Annotated in this window: 16 protein-coding genes; 4 read left to right on the plus strand and 12 right to left on the minus strand. The window is 67.7% G+C overall.

The annotated features are described in order from the left end of the window. Positions 1 to 49: 49 nt before the first annotated feature. The gene (locus AC07YZ_RS08590) at positions 50 to 2,149 is read left to right on the plus strand and encodes a DUF1631 family protein (protein ID WP_494794442.1); all 2,100 of its coding nucleotides are present in this window, start codon (positions 50 to 52) and stop codon (positions 2,147 to 2,149) included. A 63-nt stretch (positions 2,150 to 2,212) separates the two neighbouring features. Here AC07YZ_RS08590 and AC07YZ_RS08595 read toward each other — a convergent pair whose 3' ends face one another. The 6 genes from AC07YZ_RS08595 to AC07YZ_RS08620 all read right to left on the minus strand — a co-directional run bounded on the left by AC07YZ_RS08595 (position 2,213) and on the right by AC07YZ_RS08620 (position 8,196). Then, positions 2,213 to 3,550 (minus strand): TAXI family TRAP transporter solute-binding subunit, encoded by a 1,338-nt coding sequence (locus AC07YZ_RS08595; RefSeq protein ID WP_226493581.1) that lies wholly within the window; start codon positions 3,548 to 3,550, stop codon positions 2,213 to 2,215. A gap of 40 nt (positions 3,551 to 3,590) precedes the next feature. After that, entirely contained in the window at positions 3,591 to 5,177 is a 1,587-nt protein-coding gene (locus AC07YZ_RS08600) for a methyl-accepting chemotaxis protein (RefSeq protein ID WP_494794443.1), read from the minus strand. Positions 5,178 to 5,461: 284 nt separating this feature from the next. Continuing rightward, positions 5,462 to 5,941: a DUF411 domain-containing protein gene (locus AC07YZ_RS08605; protein ID WP_494794444.1), complete on the minus strand. Its 480-nt coding sequence runs from the start codon at positions 5,939 to 5,941 to the stop codon at positions 5,462 to 5,464. A 228-nt stretch (positions 5,942 to 6,169) separates the two neighbouring features. Next, on the minus strand, positions 6,170 to 6,598 hold the full coding sequence (locus tag AC07YZ_RS08610; protein ID WP_226493578.1) for a hypothetical protein: 429 nt from the start codon (positions 6,596 to 6,598) through the stop codon (positions 6,170 to 6,172). Between the two features lie 44 nt (positions 6,599 to 6,642). Next, positions 6,643 to 7,425, minus strand: a complete 783-nt coding sequence (locus AC07YZ_RS08615) for a DUF1223 domain-containing protein (protein WP_494794445.1) — start codon at positions 7,423 to 7,425, stop codon at positions 6,643 to 6,645. Between the two features lie 108 nt (positions 7,426 to 7,533). Further along, positions 7,534 to 8,196, minus strand: a complete 663-nt coding sequence (locus AC07YZ_RS08620; RefSeq protein ID WP_494794572.1) for a cation efflux transmembrane domain-containing protein — start codon at positions 8,194 to 8,196, stop codon at positions 7,534 to 7,536. 85 nt (positions 8,197 to 8,281) lie between these two features. Between AC07YZ_RS08620 and AC07YZ_RS08625 the strand changes: the two genes are divergently transcribed. Further along, positions 8,282 to 8,752 (plus strand): Cd(II)/Pb(II)-responsive transcriptional regulator, encoded by a 471-nt coding sequence (locus tag AC07YZ_RS08625; RefSeq protein WP_226493576.1) that lies wholly within the window; start codon positions 8,282 to 8,284, stop codon positions 8,750 to 8,752. Between the two features lie 92 nt (positions 8,753 to 8,844). Here the strand turns inward: AC07YZ_RS08625 and AC07YZ_RS08630 are convergent, their stop codons facing one another. The 4 genes from AC07YZ_RS08630 to AC07YZ_RS08645 form a co-directional block, all read right to left on the minus strand. Beyond that, positions 8,845 to 9,600 (minus strand): amino acid ABC transporter ATP-binding protein, encoded by a 756-nt coding sequence (locus tag AC07YZ_RS08630; RefSeq protein ID WP_264181860.1) that lies wholly within the window; start codon positions 9,598 to 9,600, stop codon positions 8,845 to 8,847. A gap of 32 nt (positions 9,601 to 9,632) precedes the next feature. Beyond that, a complete protein-coding gene (locus tag AC07YZ_RS08635; protein ID WP_494794446.1) occupies positions 9,633 to 10,736 on the minus strand; it encodes an amino acid ABC transporter permease in 1,104 nt (367 codons plus the stop codon). 10 nt (positions 10,737 to 10,746) lie between these two features. Continuing rightward, positions 10,747 to 11,946 carry an amino acid ABC transporter permease gene (locus AC07YZ_RS08640; RefSeq protein ID WP_494794447.1) on the minus strand — a complete coding sequence of 400 codons (1,200 nt, stop codon included), beginning with the start codon at positions 11,944 to 11,946 and terminating at the stop codon, positions 10,747 to 10,749. Between the two features lie 110 nt (positions 11,947 to 12,056). Beyond that, positions 12,057 to 13,085, minus strand: a complete 1,029-nt coding sequence (locus AC07YZ_RS08645; protein ID WP_226493573.1) for an amino acid ABC transporter substrate-binding protein — start codon at positions 13,083 to 13,085, stop codon at positions 12,057 to 12,059. Between the two features lie 302 nt (positions 13,086 to 13,387). On the opposite strand from AC07YZ_RS08645, the gene AC07YZ_RS08650 reads away from it, so the two are divergent. After that, complete coding sequence (locus tag AC07YZ_RS08650; RefSeq protein ID WP_494794448.1) at positions 13,388 to 15,136, plus strand: long-chain fatty acid--CoA ligase; 1,749 nt, start codon at positions 13,388 to 13,390, stop codon at positions 15,134 to 15,136. Positions 15,137 to 15,140: 4 nt separating this feature from the next. Next, on the plus strand, positions 15,141 to 15,365 hold the full coding sequence (locus tag AC07YZ_RS08655) for a hypothetical protein (RefSeq protein ID WP_494794449.1): 225 nt from the start codon (positions 15,141 to 15,143) through the stop codon (positions 15,363 to 15,365). Between the two features lie 50 nt (positions 15,366 to 15,415). On the opposite strand, the gene AC07YZ_RS08660 is transcribed toward AC07YZ_RS08655, so the two are convergent. Together AC07YZ_RS08660 and gabT are read right to left on the minus strand one after the other, a co-directional pair. Beyond that, positions 15,416 to 16,567 carry a CaiB/BaiF CoA transferase family protein gene (locus AC07YZ_RS08660; protein ID WP_226493570.1) on the minus strand — a complete coding sequence of 384 codons (1,152 nt, stop codon included), beginning with the start codon at positions 16,565 to 16,567 and terminating at the stop codon, positions 15,416 to 15,418. Between the two features lie 80 nt (positions 16,568 to 16,647). Then, positions 16,648 to 17,946 carry a 4-aminobutyrate--2-oxoglutarate transaminase gene (gene gabT / locus AC07YZ_RS08665; protein ID WP_494794450.1) on the minus strand — a complete coding sequence of 433 codons (1,299 nt, stop codon included), beginning with the start codon at positions 17,944 to 17,946 and terminating at the stop codon, positions 16,648 to 16,650. Between the last annotated feature and the right edge of the window lie 50 nt (positions 17,947 to 17,996).

Raw genomic sequence — 17,996 nt, forward strand, 5'->3', positions numbered from 1 at the left:
AAGGCATACCAACCCTCACTCCTCGCGGAGATGAAAGGTACCCGGCCCCATGGACGCCAGCCCCAACGAGTCCTTTGATGCGTGCCTGAAAGAAGCCCTTGTGCAAACGCGCGAGTGGATTCCGCGCTGGCTTGCCAAACTGCACGAGACGCTGCAACAGCGCGAAAGCGTTGCAAGCCACCTGCATGAAAAGCAGGCACTCGGTCAGGCCCGGACCACACTGGAGAGCCACCGCGAGGTGATCGCGGCGCGTTTTCTGGAAGCCTTTGCCGAGTCGGTGGAAGGCGCGCTGCCTTCCTCCGGCAGCAAGGTTCGCAGCCTGAAATCGCTGAGCTTTGACGAACTGGAGCTCATGGGCGACGAGCAGGTGCAGGAGACGGTGGAGCTCGCCCGGGTGCAGCAGGTGATCAAGATGTCGGCCGACGAGGAACTGGTCGGACTCAACGCGCGCATGAGCCGCGCCCGTGGCCTGCAGCGGGTGCGCATCGAGGCCAACCCGTTGCGCTCCGAGGTGGTGGTAACAGCCTTGATACGCGCGCTCAGCGGGTTGCATGTGGACCCGGCGGTGCGTTCGCGCTGGTTGCAGACCGGTGCCGTGGCCCTCGGCGAGGAGTTGCAGGGCATGTACGCGCGCCTGAGTGCGCTGCTCGACAGCTGGGGCGTCGTGCCCGCGGGCTACACCGTGATCCAGACGCCCCAGGGCCGGACACCGACCCCGGCAGGGCCGGAGAGCGGCTCGCGCAGCGAATCGGTTTCGACGGAAGCGGTGCGCGGCCCCGATGCGCTGCTCACCCTGGACCACCTGCACCAGTTGCTGGTGGGCAACCTCGATCAGGCGGGCAGCGGCCCCAGCGACCAGGGCGCCTCGGGCTCGGGCAACGCCATGGTGCGCACCCTGGCGGCCGAGGTGGTCACGCTGATGCTGCGGCGCCTGACGACCGATGAGCGGCTGCTGGCCCCGCTGCGTGAGATGCTGCAGGGCCTGAAGCCGGCGCTCTTGCAGCTCGCGCGCAGCGACCCGCGTTTTTTTGCCGATCGGCACAACCCCGCTCGCCGCCTGCTCGATGCCATCGCCGAGCGCGGCCTGGCATTCACCAGCGAGCAGGACTCGGGATACACCGCGTTCGCCACCCAGGTGAACGACGTCGTGCGCGCGTTGCAGGCTCCGGGTGCCGATCTGCCGGACCGTTTTCCCGGCTTGCTGGAGCAACTGACGCGCTCGCAGGCCGAGGCCCTGGCGCCCCGGCAGGCGCAGGCCCGCGGGCTGGCCGTGCAGACCCTGATGCGGGTGGAGCAGCGCAACCTGCTGGCCGAACGGGTGGCGGCCGAGTTCCGCGCGCGCAACGATTTCGAGCGCGCGCCCGGCGTGGTGCGGCGCTTTCTGACCGGACCCTGGTCGCAGGTGGTGGCGCAGGCCCGCATGGACGCGGCCGAAAAGCCGGCGACGTCCGCATCCCTGGCACCCGCGCAGACGCCCGCGGTGCGTTACACCGAGATCCTGCCCGACCTGTTGTGGTCTTCCCAGCTGGCGCAGGCCAGTCGCAACCGGCCGCGCCTGATCAAGGTCATCCCCGGCTTGCTGCGCACCTTGCGCGAGGGGCTGGACGCGATCGATTACCCACGGGCCCAGACCGAGGCGTTTTTCGCGGCCCTGATGGGCCTGCACGAGGCCGCGTACAAGACCCAGCGCAACGAACCCGTCGAGGAAGCGCCACCGAGTGCTCAGTTCGAACCGGATGGCGACGAGCTCTGGATGCAACCGGCCGAAGCGCGCGACACCGGTTTCATGGAAGACGCGCTGATTGACACGCAGCCGGCTTTCGTGGACACCGAGATCCTGCCGCGCGACTGGGCCGATCTCAAGGAGGAGATGGCCGATGAGCAGGTGCAGGTTCTGCCCGTGGGCGCCTGGGTCGATGTCTGGCACGAGGGCCGTGCACTGCGCTGCCAGGTCACCTGGGCCAGTCCCCACGGGACCATGTTCCTGTTCACCGGGGCGGACGGGCGTTCCCTGTCCATGACGAAGCGGGGGGTGGAGCGCCTGCTGGCCCAGGACCGGCTGCGCGTGGTGGCCGACCATGGCATGGTCGACGACGCGCTGGACGACGTGACGCGCCAGGCCTGGATCAACAGCGCCCGGCAGCCATAGGCCTCGTCGTGCGGCGTCGGGGGTGGGTTTCGCTGGAGGCCCCCCCCTGCGAGGCCGCTTTGCTCAGGTCTTTCGCAGCAGTTTCTTGCGCACCAGGTGGATGTTGTTGCGCAGGGCGTAGAGCTCGTCGGTGTGCGACAGGGGCACCACGATTTTTTCCACCTTCAGTTCCATCGCGTCGAGCTGGTCGAGCAGCTCCTGCACCGGGGTGCCCCCTGGCTCGGCCGAGCCTTCGCTGCGCTGCTCGATGTCGCGCAGCTCGGCGTACCAGCGGAACACCCGTGAGCGGATGCGGAAGGTGTAGAGCGGCGGCACGATGCGCGAGAGCGGCAGCGCCAGCGCGATGATCAGGCCCATGGCCAGCCACATGCGTTCGACCAGGTTGGCCAGCCAGAACGGCAGGTAGCGTTGCAGGAACGGCGGGCCGTTGCGGATGGCGCGCACCGCCTCGGGCGACAGCGGCACTTCGCTGTGTTCCAGGCTGGGGTATTCGCGGGCTCGGCTGAACCAGCCAGCGCCCCCGTGCAGGCCGGTGGCGGTCTGGGCGAACAGCTGCAGGATGGCCGGGTGTGTCTTGCTGGTGGCCAGCAGGCTGGTGGTGGAGGCCACGAGCCGCATGTCGTGCGTGGGGATGTTCTTGGAGAGATCGACCACCCCTTGCGGCATCACCACCGGCGTGAGGTACCCAAAACGGCGCGAATAGGCTTCGCTCTGCGCGAAGTCCAGCAGCTTGATGCCCGGCGACTGCAGCAGCATCTGCACCATGAGCGATTCGGGGGCCGAGGCGAACACCACGGCGTCCACCTGGCCGTCCAGGAAGGCGACGGTGGCCGGGGTCTGTTCCAGTTCGCTGAGCTGGAGCTGGTTGCGCTCGACGCGGTTGACGTCGAGCAGGGTGGAGAACAGGCGCGGCACGCCGCTGCCGGGGGTGCCCACGTTGACGCGCCAGCCCTGCAGCTCGGTCAGGGTGGTGATGGTGTCGGTCTGGTTCAGGCGTTGCGCCGAGTCTTCCCGGTAAAACAGCCACAGCGGTTCGACGAACAGGCTGCCCAGCGAAGAAATCGACTCCTCGTCGTCATAGCCGATGTCGGCGCTGCCGCCCTGCACGAATCCCAGGTCGGCCCGGCCGGTGCGCAGCAGTTCGAGGTTGGCCGACGAGCCTTCGGAGGGCAGCAGTTCCACGGTGATGCCGTAGCGCGCCAGCGCGTCGGCGTAGCGTTTGCCGAACTCGTCGTAGGCGCTTTGCGCCGGGCCGGTGGCCAGCACCACGCGCTTGGGTGGGTTGGGGTCGAGCCACCAGTAGGTGAGCGCGAGCAGGGCGATGGTCAGCAGCGCGAACGGGCCGAAGGACACCGCCAGATCGCGCAGCGACAGCAGGGTGTAGCGGATGTTGTGGGGCATTGCGCTACCTTAGCACGCAGCCGTTGCGTGCCGGTGGCGCTCAGGCGTGGCCGTGCGTGGACAGGTTGCTCAAGCGGAAGATCTGCACCGCGTCGTGCATCACCCGGGCCTGGCTCTGCAGCGAACTGGCCGCCGCGGCCAGTTCTTCGACCATGGCCGAGTTCTGCTGCGTCACGGTGTCGAGCTGCACCACCGCCTGGTTGATCTGCGACAGGCCCAGGGACTGTTCGCGCGTGGCACCGGTGATCTCGCCGATCAGGTTGTTGACCTGCTGCACCGCGCCGACGATGTTGCCCATGGTCTTGCCGGCGTTGTGCACCAGTTGGCTGCCCTGCGAGACCTGGCTGGCCGAGGTGTCGATCAGGAGCTTGATTTCCTTGGCGGCACCCAGCGTGCGCTGCGCCAGGCTGCGCACCTCGGCGGCCACGACCGCGAAGCCGCGGCCCTGTTCGCCCGCCCGCGCCGCCTCCACAGCGGCGTTCAGCGCGAGGATGTTGGTCTGGAACGAAATGCTGTCGATCACCTGGATGATTTCTCCGATGCGGCTGGACGAGCGGCTGATCTCGTCCATGGTCGAGACCACCGCGCCCATGGCCTCGTTGCCCTCGCGTGCGACCTGCGTCGCCTGGCCGGCCAGCACGCCCGCTTCGCGTGCCGAGTGGGCACTCTGCGCCACCGTGTTGGTGAGCTGCTCCATCGAGGCCGCGGTTTCCTCCAGGCTGCTGGCCTGCGATTCGGTGCGCGCCGAGAGGTCGTGGTTGCCGCTGGCGATCTCGCCAGACGCGACCTGCACGCCTTCCACTTCGTGGCGAACGTCGGTGACCACGGCCTGCAGGTTGACGTTGAGCTGGTTCAGCGCGCGCGCCAGGTCGCCCAGTTCACCGGTCAGCTGCCCCCGGAAGCGCGCCGAAAGGTCGCCCGCGGCCATCTGGTTGGCAAACCGAACGGCCTCTTCCACGGGCCGCACCATCAGACGGCGCATGAAGGCCGAGGCCATGATCGCAAGCGCGGCGGTGGCGCCAAACGCCGCGTAATGCACGGCGTCGGGCATGCCTTCGGTGGCGCTTTCGAGCATCTGCACCAGAAAAGCCAGCGCGAGGGCGATCACTCCCATCCGGCGGCCCAGGGTCGGGCGGGTCCAGCGCTGCAGCGCGCCGCGCCAGCCGGTGCGCACCACCCGGGCGCGGTGCAGCGCGATGCTGGGTCGGCCGCTCTCGGTCTCCGAGCGCATGCGCTGGTACAGCGCTTCGGCCTCTTCCACTTGCTGGCGTGTGGGCTTGGTGCGCACCGACATGTAGCCTACGGGCTGGCCGTTCTCGACGATCGGTGTGGCGTTGGCCAGGACCCAGTAGTGGTCGCCGCTCTTGCGGCGGTTCTTCACCATGGCCGACCAGGGCGAGCCGCTTTGCAGCGTGGCCCACATGTCGCGGAAGGCCTCGGCGGGCATGTCGGGGTGGCGCACGATGTTGTGCGGTTGGCCGATCAGTTCCTCACGGCTGTAGCCGCTGACCGCCACGAAATTCGGGTTGCAGTAGGTGATGCGGCTTTGCAGGTCGGTGGTGGAGACAAGTGTGACCCCGTCCGGAATGACGAACTCCTGGTGCGTGACGGGCAAATTGGTGCGCATGCGAACACCCCGAAAGGTTGGGTGGAACGGGCGGCATCACTGGGGAACGGATGCCGATCTACCCAACCCAGTATCGGGTTCCGGCGCTTTCGCAAAGCCCCGAATACCCCTGGTTTCACCGGCTATATATAAGTGTTTGGTGTTAAGGTTCCTTAAGGTTCGTGCCGGGATCGCGTGCCCTTCATTCGCCGCGTTGCCGTTCCATCACCGGGTAGCTGCCCAGCAGCGCGAGGGTGGTGATTGCCAGGATCTTCTGCATGGGGGCTCCGGGAGACAGGCGGCCTTCAGCTGCGGAAATAGGACTGGTAGACCTGACCGCTGCCGTCGGGCAGCACCAGCACCACGTCGTAGGGGTCCTTGCGGCCACCGTACACGGGGCCGTCCATGCCCGGGCTGCCCACTGGCATGCCCGGCACCGATAGTCCGATGGCCTTGGGTTTTTCCGCCAGCAGGCGGCGGATTTCGCGCGCGTTGACATGGCCTTCGACCACGTAGCCGCCGATGAGCGCCGTGTGGCACGAGGCGTATTTGTCGGGCAGGCCCAGGCGCTTGCGCACCGCGGTGTTGCCCGTTTCGAAGAGTTGGACCTGGAAGCCGTCGCGCTGCAGGTAGGCAACCCAGTCTTTGCAGCAGCCGCAGCTCGGGTCTTTCCAGACCTGCAGCACCGGCAGGGCGTTGGCGGCGGGGGTGACGGCCCAGACGGGCAGGGCGGTGGCAGCCAGCAGGGCGGGGCCGGCGGCGAGGAGGAGGGAACGTCTTTGCATGGTGGCTCCTGAAAAAGAAACAGAAACGAAAGAAGGGTCAGACACTGGGGCTGAACGTGGACGGTGCCGCGCCCGCCCGCGTCGAAGAGTCAGGGGAGGTCGCAAGCGGCGCGGAAGACGGCGGCTGGCGCCGTCGGGAATGGCTCATGAAAACCTCTTGAAAACACAGACCGGCGTCGGCCGTGGCCACAGTCGGGGCGGCGGTGGACGCACCAAGGGCGTGTGAACTCAGGAAATGGGCGGCTTGTGGCCCTGCTGCGGCTCGGCGCTGGCGAACCGCACGGTCTGCGGCGCCGCGAGCAGCGGGTGGGCTTGCCGCGCGGGCACGCCAGGCGGGGTCGGCTGGGCCATGGCCACGCCGTTGCAGACGTCGCAGGTGCTGTGCGTCAGGGTACTGCCGTCCTGCGCCTGCGCGGTCGGTGCGTCTTGCGTCGCCATGCCGTGCGCAGTGGGCGCCTGCAACACGGTCGCCAGAGCCGGTGGGCCCAGGTTCTCGGCGCAGCCGGCGTGGGCAGCGCCTTGCGCCGGGGGCACCAGCATGGAAACCGCCATGGCATCGCCCACCCAGCCGCGCAGGGGCAGCAGGGCGATCAGGCAGGCGATGAGGAAGTGGCGCATGTGCAGGGAATGATAGGGCTGGCCCGGGGGAAGTTCCATGCGCGGGATCAAATGCCGGGATGGTCGGGTGTGGGCGTCATCGCTCAGGAGCAGCTCAGCACCAGCGCCTGCACGGGGCGGGTGCCACCACTGTCGGTGACCACGAAGGCCACGCGCAGACCGACGGCCACCGCCGGCAGATCGAGCTGCACGCGGTGCGCCTGCGCCGCCGACCAGGCCGGCACCGGCCGGTACAGGCCCACCACGTGGTCGTGCTTCAGGTGTTCGCCCGCGTTTTCGCCGCGCGTGACCTGGCTGCTCAACCCGTCCCGCAGCACCGCCCAGTAGCCCGCGAACATGGGCTGGCCGCCGCTGGCGTCGATGTGGGCCGTGACCTGGTGATCCACACGGCGCAGACGCAGAGCGGGGGCCTGCGCCGCCGGCAGGCGGGGCAACTGCCGGGCGGTCTGCCCCTGCCAGTTCCGGTGGTCCTGGCCGTTGAGCACCACCTGGGGCGTGTACACGTAACGGCCCCCGAGCGCTGCCTTGATCTGGTGCTGCCTGGCCGTGGTCTGCGGTGTGGCGAAACGGTCCAGCCAGCCCAGATGGTCCCAATAGCTCACGTGAAACGCCAACGCAATCACACCCTCCTGCGCCTTCAGGCCGGAGAGCCAGCGGTCGGCCGGCGGGCAGGAGCTGCAGCCCTCGGAGGTGTAGAGCTCCACCACGGCGGGCGGTTGCGCGTCGGTGCTGGCCTCGCAGGTCTGGGCGCGGGCGTTGTGCGCGATGGCGGCGCCGGCCAGCAGCGCCAGCCAGAGCCCGGGCTGCCACGCATTGGGGCGGCTCGGTGGGGTGGCTGGGGTCGGAGGGGGGCGGGTGCGGGGCATGGCGATCTCCTTGGGCGCGGAGGCCGTTGGTCGCCCTTGGAGGCGGCCTTCTTTCAGCCGACCCGGCCTGGCCCGACGGACGGTTGCCGTCTGCGCCGGCGGCGCGGGTCAGTGCACATGGCCCTGACCCTGGACCCGAGACGGCAATCCGGCGAGTTCGCCCCGGGCCTGGCGCAGCACCGAGGTGCCCGCGCTGATGGCCAGTGCCGCCATGACCGCGGCCACGCCGAGATCGGGCCAGGCCGAACCGGTGCCGAACACCCCCACCGCCGCGCCCATGACCGCGAGGTTGGACAGCGCGTCGTTGCGCGAGCACAGCCACACGCTGCGCATGTTGGCGTCGCCACTGCGGAAGCGGTAGAGCAACACCGCCACGCCCGCGTTGACCAGCAGCGCGACGAAGCCGACCACACCCATGGTCAGGGGCTCGGGCACGCTGCCGGTGTGCAGCGTCCAGCCGGCGCGCGCCAGCACGAACACCCCGTAGGCGAACATGGTGGCGCCTTTGATCCAGGCCGCGCGGCTGCGCCACACCATCGCCATGCCGAACACCGCGAGCGAGAGCCCGTAGTTGGCGGCGTCGCCGGCGAAGTCCACCGCGTCGGCCAGCAGCGAGACCGAGCCGGCTTGCAGGCCCGCCACCAGTTCGACACCGAACATCGCGGCGTTCAGGACCAGGGCGATCCACAGCGCGCGGCGCCAGCGCGGATCGAGCAGGGCGGGGTTGGTGGCCGTTTCGGAAGAGCAGCCGGTGGAGCAGGAACAGGCCATGGTGGGGGCTTTCGTGGAGGGTGGTGCGCCGGTGGGCGGGAGGTCTGCCATGATTGGAAACCTTGAAGCCACTTGAAGGTCAAGCATGACGCAACCCCCTGTGTCGCAGGTGCCACGGCACCGCATTGGCGAAGCCGCCCAACGCTCGGGCGTGAGCGCGGCCAACATCCGCTACTACGAGCGCGAGGGCCTGCTGCAGGCCCAGACCCGCGCCGACAATGACTACCGCCTCTACAGCGAGGCCGACATCCACCGCCTGCGCTTTGTGCGCCAGTGCCGGGCCATGGACATGTCGCTTGACGAGGTGCGCACCCTGCTGGCACTGGACCTGAACGACAAGACCGACTGCGCCACCGCCAGCGCCGCGCTCGATGAACATCTGGGCCATGTGCGGCAGCGGCTGCGCGAGCTGCGCGCGCTGGAGAAAGACCTGCTCGCCTTGCGCAACCGCTGCGACGGTTCCGACGACCACTGCCACATCATCGAAGCGCTGCACCAACGGGCCGATGCGGTGCTGCTCGAATCCCCAGGTCCTGTTCCCCGGCGTCACGTCTGAAAAAAACCGGTCCGCGGGCAAAAAAAAGGGCCGCCCCAGCATAAGGGCCGCCCTTCTTCTTTGTGGCCCCGCAGGTGGGGCGACGCCGGGGCTCAATGCCCCAGGATCTTGGACAGGAAGTCCTTGCTCCGGTCGGTCTGCGGGTGGTTGAAGAACTCCTCGGGCGTGTTCTGCTCCACCACCTGGCCCTGGTCCATAAAGATCACGCGGTCGGCCACGGCCTTGGCGAAGCCCATTTCGTGCGTCACGCACAACATGGTCATGCCCTGGTCGGCCAGGCCGATCATCACGTCCAGCACTTCCTTGATCATCTCCGGGTCGAGCGCCGAGGTGGGCTCGTCGAACAGCATGATCTTGGGCGTGAGACACAGCGCGCGCGCAATCGCCACGCGCTGCTGCTGACCGCCCGAGAGCTGCAGCGGGTACTTGTGGGCGTGTTCGGCGATGCGCACGCGCTCCAGCTGCACCATGGCCTTTTCGATCGCCACGTTGCGTGGCAGCTTGGCCACCCAGGTGGGCGAGAGGATCAGGTTTTCCAGCACGGTCAGGTGCGGGAACAGGTTGAACTGCTGGAACACCATGCCCACTTCGCGGCGCACCTTGTCGATGCCCTTGACGTCGTCACCGACCACGGTGCCGTCCACCGTGAGCTTGCCTTCCTGGTATTCCTCCAGCGCGTTGACGCAGCGGATCAGGGTGGACTTGCCCGAGCCCGAGGGGCCGCAGATCACGACCTTCTCGCCCTTGGCGAAACTGAGGTTGACGTCGCGCAGCACGTGGTAGCCATTGCTGGCATACCACTTGTTGACGCCTTCGAAATGAATGATGGGGGCTTCTTGTTGGGTCATGAGAGGCTTTCTGATTTTGGGATGTTCTGCGTTCAGCGGACTTTGCTGACGGCGGTGCGCTTTTCCACCCACAGGCTGTAGCGCGACATGGCAAAACAGAACACGAAATAGATCAGCGTGATGAAGAAATAGGCTTCGAGCTTGAACGGGCGCCAGTCGGCGTCGGCGTTGAGTGCCAGGGCCAGTGCGCCGGTGAGCTCGTAAAGCGAGACGATGGTGACCAGCGAGGTGTCCTTGAACATGCCGATGAAGGTGTTCATGAGCGAAGGCACCACCATGGACAGTGCCTGCGGCAGCACGATCTTGCGCTGGGTCTGCCAATAGGTGAGACCCAGCGTGGCCGCGGCCTCGGTCTGGCCCTTGGGCAGGGCCTGCAGGCCACCGCGCACCACTTCGGCCATGTAGGCCGCCGAGAACAGCGTGATGCCCACCACCACGCGGATCAACACGTCAATGCTCACGCCCTCGGGCATGAACAGCGGCAGCATGAACGAGGCCATGAACAGCACCGTGATCAGCGGCACACCGCGGATCAGCTCCACGTAGAGCGTGCACAGTGTCTTGATGGCCGGCATGTTGGAGCGCCGGCCCAGCGCCACGAAGATCGAAAGTGGAAACGCCATCGTCATGGACACCACGGTCAGCATCACGGTCAGTGGCAGGCCACCCCACTGGTCGGTGGGCACCGCGGTCAGGCCGAGCACGCCACCCTTCATGAGCAGGAAATACACCACCAGCATGGTCAGCCAGATGGGGCCGAGCAAGCGGTTCCAGAAACGCGGCATGCAGCTGATGCCGACCACGCCCAGCATGAGCGCGGTGGCGATCACCGGGCGCCAGTGTTCGGTGTCCGGGTAGCGGCCCATCACGATGAGCCGGCCCTTTTCGGCGACCACACCCCAGCAGGCGCCGATGCCGCGCACGCTGTTGCAGGCCTCCAGGTTGGCGCCGAAGACGGCGTTCGTGAACACCCAGCCCGCAGCACCATACAGGGCCCACAGCGCCAGCGCCGCCACGATCAGCGTCTTCACGCTGTTGGCGGCGGAGGAGAACAGGTTGGTCTTGAGCCAGGCCAGGGCGCCCACGCTCAGGCCCGGCATGGGCCGGGCTTCGATCGGTTGGTAAATCTGTTGCATGGGGTGTCTCCTAGCGTTCCTGGATCGCTGCACTGGCGTTGAACCAGTTCATGAGCGCTGAAGTGACGAGCGAGAGCGTGAGGTAGACCAGCATCACGATCGAGAGTGCTTCGATGGCGCGGCCGGTCTGGTTGAGCGTGGTGTTGGCGATCGAGACCAGGTCCGGGTAGCCAATGGCCACGGCGAGCGAGGAGTTCTTGGTCAGGTTCAGGTACTGGCTGGTCAGCGGCGGAATGATCACGCGCAGGGCCTGCGGCAACACCACCAGCCGCATCGCCTGGCGCTTGCCCAGACCGAGCGAGGCGGCCGCTTCGTGCTGGCCCAGCGACACCGACGAGATGCCCGAGCGCACGATCTCGGCGATGAACGAGGCGGTGTAGAGCACCAGGCCGAGCAGCAGCGCGAGGAACTCGGGGCTGAAGGCGGCACCTTCTTCGATCTGGAAATCGCCTTTGACCGGCAGGTTCCAGCCGGTGGGCGCGCCACCGGCCAGCCAGCCCAACACGCCCAGGCCGACGATCAGCGCCAGCGACACCAGCAGCACCGGTCTTTGCTGACCCGTCAGGTCAAAGTGTTTGCTGGCCTTGCGGGCGTAGACGTAGGAGCCCGCAACGCCGAGCAGCAGCCCGATGAGCGCCAACGTCTGCCCCAGTTTCCAGATCGGCCAGGGGAAGGAGAAACCGCTTTTGCTCAGGTAGAAGTGACCCACCTGCCAGGCGTCCTCGAAGCTGGGCAGGACTTCGGTGAAGACGATGTACCAGATCAGCAGTTGCAGGTAAATGGGAACGTTGCGGAAGAACTCCACGTAACCGTAGCAGATCTTGCGCAGCAGGAAGTTGGGCGAGAAGCGGCCCACGCCGAGCAGGGTGCCCAGGATCGTGGCCAGCACGATGCCGATGATGGCGACCTTGAGGGTGTTGAGCATGCCGATGGAGAACGCGGTCCAGTACGTGCTCATCACGTCGTACGGGATCATGGTTTCGCTGACGTCGAAACCGAACGGCTGACCCATGAAGTCGTAACCGCTCTGGATGCCGCGCTCGCGCATGTTGCGCAGCGTGTTGCGCACCAGCAGCCAGATCAGGGCCACCACCGATGCGATGGCGACCACCTGGTAGATGACGCTGCGGCCTTCGCGGCTGTTCCAGGACATGGAGCGCTTCTTGCGGGCGGGCAGGGGCCGCGCTTCAATCATGGGGGAATGGGACATGGACGATGTTCCAGAAGAGAAAGCTGTAAAAAAACCGGCACAAACGCCCTACGAACCAGGTTCGCAGAGCGTTTGTGCCAGCTGGGGGCCAAGTGCCTGAGAGGAACGGATCAGCGCAGCGGGGCCGCGTACATGAAGCCGCCTGCGCTCCACAGGTTGTTCTTGCCGCGCGGCAGGTTGATCGGGGTCTTGGGGCCGACGTTGCGCTCGAAGCTCTCACCGTAGTTGCCCACGGCCTTGATGGAGCGGGCCAGCCATTCCTTGTCCAGGCCCAGGTGCTTGCCCAGGTCTTCGGTGGAGCCCAGCATGCGGCCGACCTGCGGGTCGGTGCTCTTCTTCATCTCTTCCACGTTGGCCTGGGTGATGCCGTATTCCTCGGCTTCGATTAGGCCGTTGAGCACCCACTTGGTGATGGCGAAGAATTCGTCGTCACCGCGGCGGACCATCGGGCCCAGCGGCTCCTTGGAGATCAGGTCGGGCAGGATCACGTGGTCGGCCGGCACCTTGGCTTCCTTGGCGCGCACCGAGGCGAGGCCCGAGGCGTCGGTGGTGTAGGCCTGGCAACGGCCAGCGAAGTAGGCGCCGGTGGAGGCTTCCACTTTCTCGAACACCACGGGTTTGATGTTGAGCTTGTTGGCGCGGGAGAAGTCGGTCAGGTTCTTCTCGGTGGTGGTGCCGGACTGCACGCACACCGTGGCACCCTTGAGCTGCTTGGCGCTGGTGATCTTGCCCTTGTTGACCAGGAAGCCCTGGCCGTCGTAGTAGTTCACGCCCACGAAGTGCAGACCCAGCGAGGCGTCGCGGGACAGGGTGTTGGTGGTGTTGCGCGCAAGAATGTCCACCTCGCCCGACTGCAGGGCCGTGAAACGCTGCTGGGCATTCAATGGCACCCATTTGACCTTGGTGGCGTCGCCCAGCACAGCAGCGGCCACCGCCTTGCAGTAGTCCACGTCCAGGCCCGTCCAGGCCCCGTTGCTGTCGGCTTGCGAGAACCCTGCCAGACCGGTGTTCACGCCGCAGACCAGCTGGCCCCGGCTCTTGATGGCGTCCAGCGTCTTGCCAGCGTGCGCGGGCAGACTCATCAGAGTGGCGGCAGCGCCCAGGGCGGTGGCGGTCAGTTTCAGGGAATTCAATTTCATTCGGGTCACTCCATTGGCTGTTGAATGTTGATTTGTCAGGCCGGACTTGCACCAGAAATGGGCACTGCCGGTCCGCAGGGCGACTGTAGCCCCGCCCCTGCGGGCGAGTCATCGGGGTTTACGTGGGCGGTTCATGCAAAAAAGACATGACTCCATCGACGCGCGCCCCATTCACGCTCCTGGGTTTGAGCGTCAGCAGGTTCCATGCCAGTAGGTCCGGTCCCAACCGCGACAAGCCCGGGTGCCATGTTGTGCGGCAGCCCCGTATGCTTGCCGGCAAAACAGACCCAGGAGACAAGCCCATGAGTCACACCGCACCCACGGCGTCCGCATTGGCGCCCGTTGAGCCCGCGCGGGCACACCACCGCTTCTGGCCCGCGCGCCTGCCGCACCGGCTGCACCCGCCCGCCACCTCGCTGTGGCACAACCTGGCCGTGAGTGCCCTGCGTTACCCCGACAAGCCGGCGCTGGTGTTCTTCGACCAGGTGCTGAGCTACCGGCAACTGCACGATCAGGCCGAACGCCTGGCGGCCCATCTGCGGCAACAGGGTGTGCAGGACGGCGACCGCGTGATTCTGCTGATGCAGAACTGCCCGCAGTGGGTGGTGGCGCACTTCGCCATCCTGCGGGCCAACGCGGTGGTGGTGCCGGTCAATCCCATGAACCGCGCCGAAGAGCTCAAGCACTACATCAGCGACCCGGACGCGCGGGTGGCCATCGCGGCGGCCGATCTGGCCGGCGAGCTGCTGCAGGCCAGCGCCGAATTGCCCGAGGCCGAGCGCCTGCGCCATCTGGTGGTGTCCCACTACCGCGACGCCATGGGCCCCGAGGCCGAGGTGCCTCCGGCCTGGGCCAACTGGCTCGGCACCCGCCACCCGGCGCCCACGTTGCCCGGCGGCAGCGTGAGCGACTGGGCCAGCGCCTTGGCCTGTGCGGACACTCCGCCCGCGCACAACCGCACCCCGGAGGACCTGGCTGTGTTGCCCTACACCAGTGGCACCACCGGCCTGCCCAAGGGCTGCATGCACCCGCACCGCTCGCTCATGCACAACGCGGTGGCCAGTTGCCTGTGGGGCAATGGCACGCCTGAGAACACCCAGTTGCTGGTGGTGCCGCTGTTCCACATCACCGGCATGGTCGCCGGCATGCACGCGGGGGTGTACGTTGGCGCCACCATCGTGCTCATGCCGCGCTGGGACCGCGAACTCGCCGGGCGGCTGATCTCGACCTGGCGTGTCACGCACTGGACCAACATTCCCACCATGGTGATCGACCTGCTGGCGAGCCCCAGCTTCGAGCATTACGACCTCTCCAGCCTGGTCTACATCGGCGGTGGCGGCGCGGCCATGCCCCAGGCGGTGGCGCAGCGGCTGCTCGATCGGTTCGGGCTGCGCTACGCCGAAGGCTATGGCCTGACCGAAACCGCCGCGCCCTCGCACAGCAACCCGCCCGACCGCCCGAAGCAGCAGTGCCTGGGCGTGCCGTTCATGAGCACCGATGCGCGCGTGGTCGACCCCGACGCGCTGCAGGAGATGCCGCCGGGGGAGGCGGGCGAGATCATCATCCACGGCCCCGAGGTGTTCGACGGTTACTGGAAACGGCCGCAGGCGACCGAGGCCGCGTTCATCACCTTCGAGGGCAAGCGCTTCTTCCGCTCGGGCGACCTGGGCCGGGTGGACGAGGACGGTTATTTCTTCATCACCGACCGCCTCAAACGCATGATCAACGCCAGCGGTTTCAAGGTCTGGCCGGCCGAGGTGGAGCTGCTGATGTACAAGCACCCGGCGATCGCCGAGGCCTGTGTGATCGCCACCCGCGACGCCTACCGTGGCGAAAGCGTGAAGGCGGTGGTGGTGCTGCGCGAGAGCGCGCGCGGCAGCACCAGCGAGCAGGACATCATCGACTGGTGCCGCGAGCACATGGCGGTCTACAAATGCCCGCGCACGGTGCAGCTGGTCGATACGCTGCCCAAGAGCGGGACCGGCAAGGTGATGTGGCGCCTGCTGCAGGAGCAGGAAGCCGCGGCGGCCACGGGGCGCGCGGCACAATGACCGCATGCCTTTTCAACCGTCTTCGCTCAAGCGCCTGTGGCAGCCACACCGTGGCCTGTTCTGGCTCATGCTGGCGTTCAACCTGCTGTCGTCCGCGCTGGTCTGGTACGTGCACCTCGCGCAGCCGGCCGAGGGCCTGCGCCTGGGCCTGAGTCTGCTGGCGCTGTCCAACGCCGGCCTGGGCTGGTGGATCGCCGTGCGCCTGTGGCGCGAAGGCGGCACGCGGTAGGGGGCTTCTGCCGGCGGCCGGGCGCCCGCACGGCGGCGCTGTGGTGGGGCCTATCGTTCCCAGCGCGCCGGGTCGGCGCCCAGCGTGGGCGGCGGCAGATCGGCGGTGGGGCGCTGCCCGTCGAACACCATGGGGTTGGCGATCATCGGCGGGGCCGAGTCGTTGCCGGGCGTGAGCCGCAGGCCGCGCGCGGCCACGTGCGGGTGGGCCATCACCTGGGCGATGTCCAGGATCGGCGAACACGGCACACCGGCGCGGTCCAGCAGCTGCACCCAGTCGGCGGTGTCGCGCTGCAGGGTCCAGCCGGTGAGCAGCGGCACCAGCGTGGCGCGGTGCTCCACCCGCGCTGGGTTGGTGGAAAAGCGCGTGTCGCGCGAGACGGCGGGTTGCCCGGCGGCTTCGCACAGGCGGGCGAACTGGCCGTCGTTGCCCACGGCCAGCACCATGTGGCCGTCGCGCGTGGGGAACACCTGGTAGGGCACGATGTTCGGGTGCGCGTTGCCCATGCGGGTCGGCGTCTTGTTTCCGATCAGCTGGTTGGCGCCCTGGTTGGCCAGCATGGCGACCTGCACGTCGAACAGCGCGGCGTCGATGTGGCGCCCGCGCCCTGTGCGCTCGCGCTCGTGCAGCGCGGCCAGGATGGCGGTGGTGGCGTAGACCCCCGTCATCAGGTCGGTCACGGCCACGCCCACCTTCTGTGGCTCTTCCCCTTTATTCCCGGTAATGCTCATGAGCCCGGCTTCCGCCTGGATGGCGAAGTCGTAACCGGCCTTGTGCGCCAGCGGGCCGTTCTGCCCGTAGCCGGTGATCGAGCAATAGATCAGCCGCGGGTTGATGGCCTGCAGGCTGGTGGCGTCGAGCCCGTATTTGGCCAACTGGCCGACCTTGTAGTTCTCGATCAGCACGTCCGCTTCGCGCGCGAGTTCGCGCACCTGCTGGATGCCTTCGGCGCTGGCGATGTCGATCGTGACCGAGCGCTTGCCGCGGTTGGCGCAGATGAAGTAGGCGGCCACGCGGTCGGCGCCTTCGCCCCACCAGGGCGGGCCCCAGGTCCGGGTGTCGTCGCCCACGCCCGGGCGCTCCACCTTCAGGACCTCGGCGCCGTAGTCGGCCAGCAACTGGCCGGCCCAGGGGCCGGCGAGCACGCGCGAGAGGTCGAGCACACGCACGCCCGCGAGCGGGCGGGGAGGGGTGGGGCTCATTCGAGCCGACGCCGGGCCGCCCCAAGCCGGATCAGCCCCCTCGGGGGGCAGCGACCCGCGAAGCGGTGGAGCGTGGGGGCTCATCCTGCCAAAGCGGCTTCGAGCGACGCAGCGATGATCGCCAGACCCTCGTCCAGCACGGCATCGCTCGCGGTCAGCGGCACCAGGATGCGCACCACGTTGCCGTAGGTGCCGCAGGTGAGGATGATCAGGCCGCGCTTCGTGGCCTCAGTGGCGAGCGCCTTGGTCAGGTCGGCGTCGGGCTGGTGCGGGTCGCCGTTCTTGCACAGCTCCATGGCCACCATGGCGCCCAGGCCGCGCACGTCGGCGATGCACTTGTGCTTCTTCGCCAGCGTCTGTAGGCTGGCGGTGATGCGTTGGCCCACGTCGCGGCTGCGCTGCAGCAGGTCGTGTTTTTCAAACTCGTCGAGCACGGCCAGGGCCGCGGCGCAGGCCAGCGGGCTGCCGGCGTAGGTGCCGCCCAGGCCACCGGCGGCGGGCGCGTCCATCACCTCGGCGCGGCCGACCACGGCCGAGATCGGGAACCCACCGGCCATGGACTTGGCCAGGGTGATCAGGTCGGGCGCCACGCCGGTCTGCTCGCAGGCGAACCAGGTGCCGGTGCGGCCGGCGCCGGTCTGCACCTCGTCGCAGACCAGCAGGATGCCGTGCTGGTCGCACAACGCGCGCAGGCGCTGCATCAGCTCGGGCGGCGCCACGTTGAAGCCGCCTTCACCCTGCACCGGCTCGATGATGATCGCCGCCACGCGGCGCGCTTCGATGTCGTTCTTGAAGATCTGTTCGACCGAGTCGATCGCGTCCTGAACGCTCACGCCGTGCAGCGCGTTCGGGAAGCGGGCGTGGAAGATTTCGCCGGGAAAGGGGCCGAAACCGGTCTTGTACGGCGCGACCTTGCCGGTCAGGCCCAGCGTCATCATGGTGCGGCCGTGGTAGCCGCCGGTGAAGGCGATCACGCCCGAGCGGCCGGTGTGGGCGCGGGCGATCTTGATCGCGTTTTCCACCGCTTCGGCGCCGGTGGTGAGGAACAGGGTCTTCTTGGCGAAGTCACCGGGGGCCTTGGCGTTCAGGCGCTCGGCCAGTTCCACGTAGGGCTCGTAGGCCAGCACCTGGAAGCAGGTGTGGGTGTACTGGTCGAGCTGGGCCTTCACGGCCTCGATCACGGCCGGGTTGCGGTGGCCGGTGTTGAGCACGGCGATGCCGCCGGCGAAGTCGATGTAGCGGCGACCTTCCACGTCCCAGATCTCGGCGTTCTCGCCCTTGGCGATGAAGATGGCATGGCTTTGGCCCACGCCGCGTGGGATGGCGGCCTGGCGGCGGGCCATGAGCATGGCGTTGGTGGCTTGGGGTTCGCGTTGCATACAGGGCTCCAGAGGGTGAAGAGAATTCAGGCTGTCGCACACTGTAGGGG

It is taken from the genome of Hydrogenophaga sp. GW101-3F08, assembly GCF_059424585.1.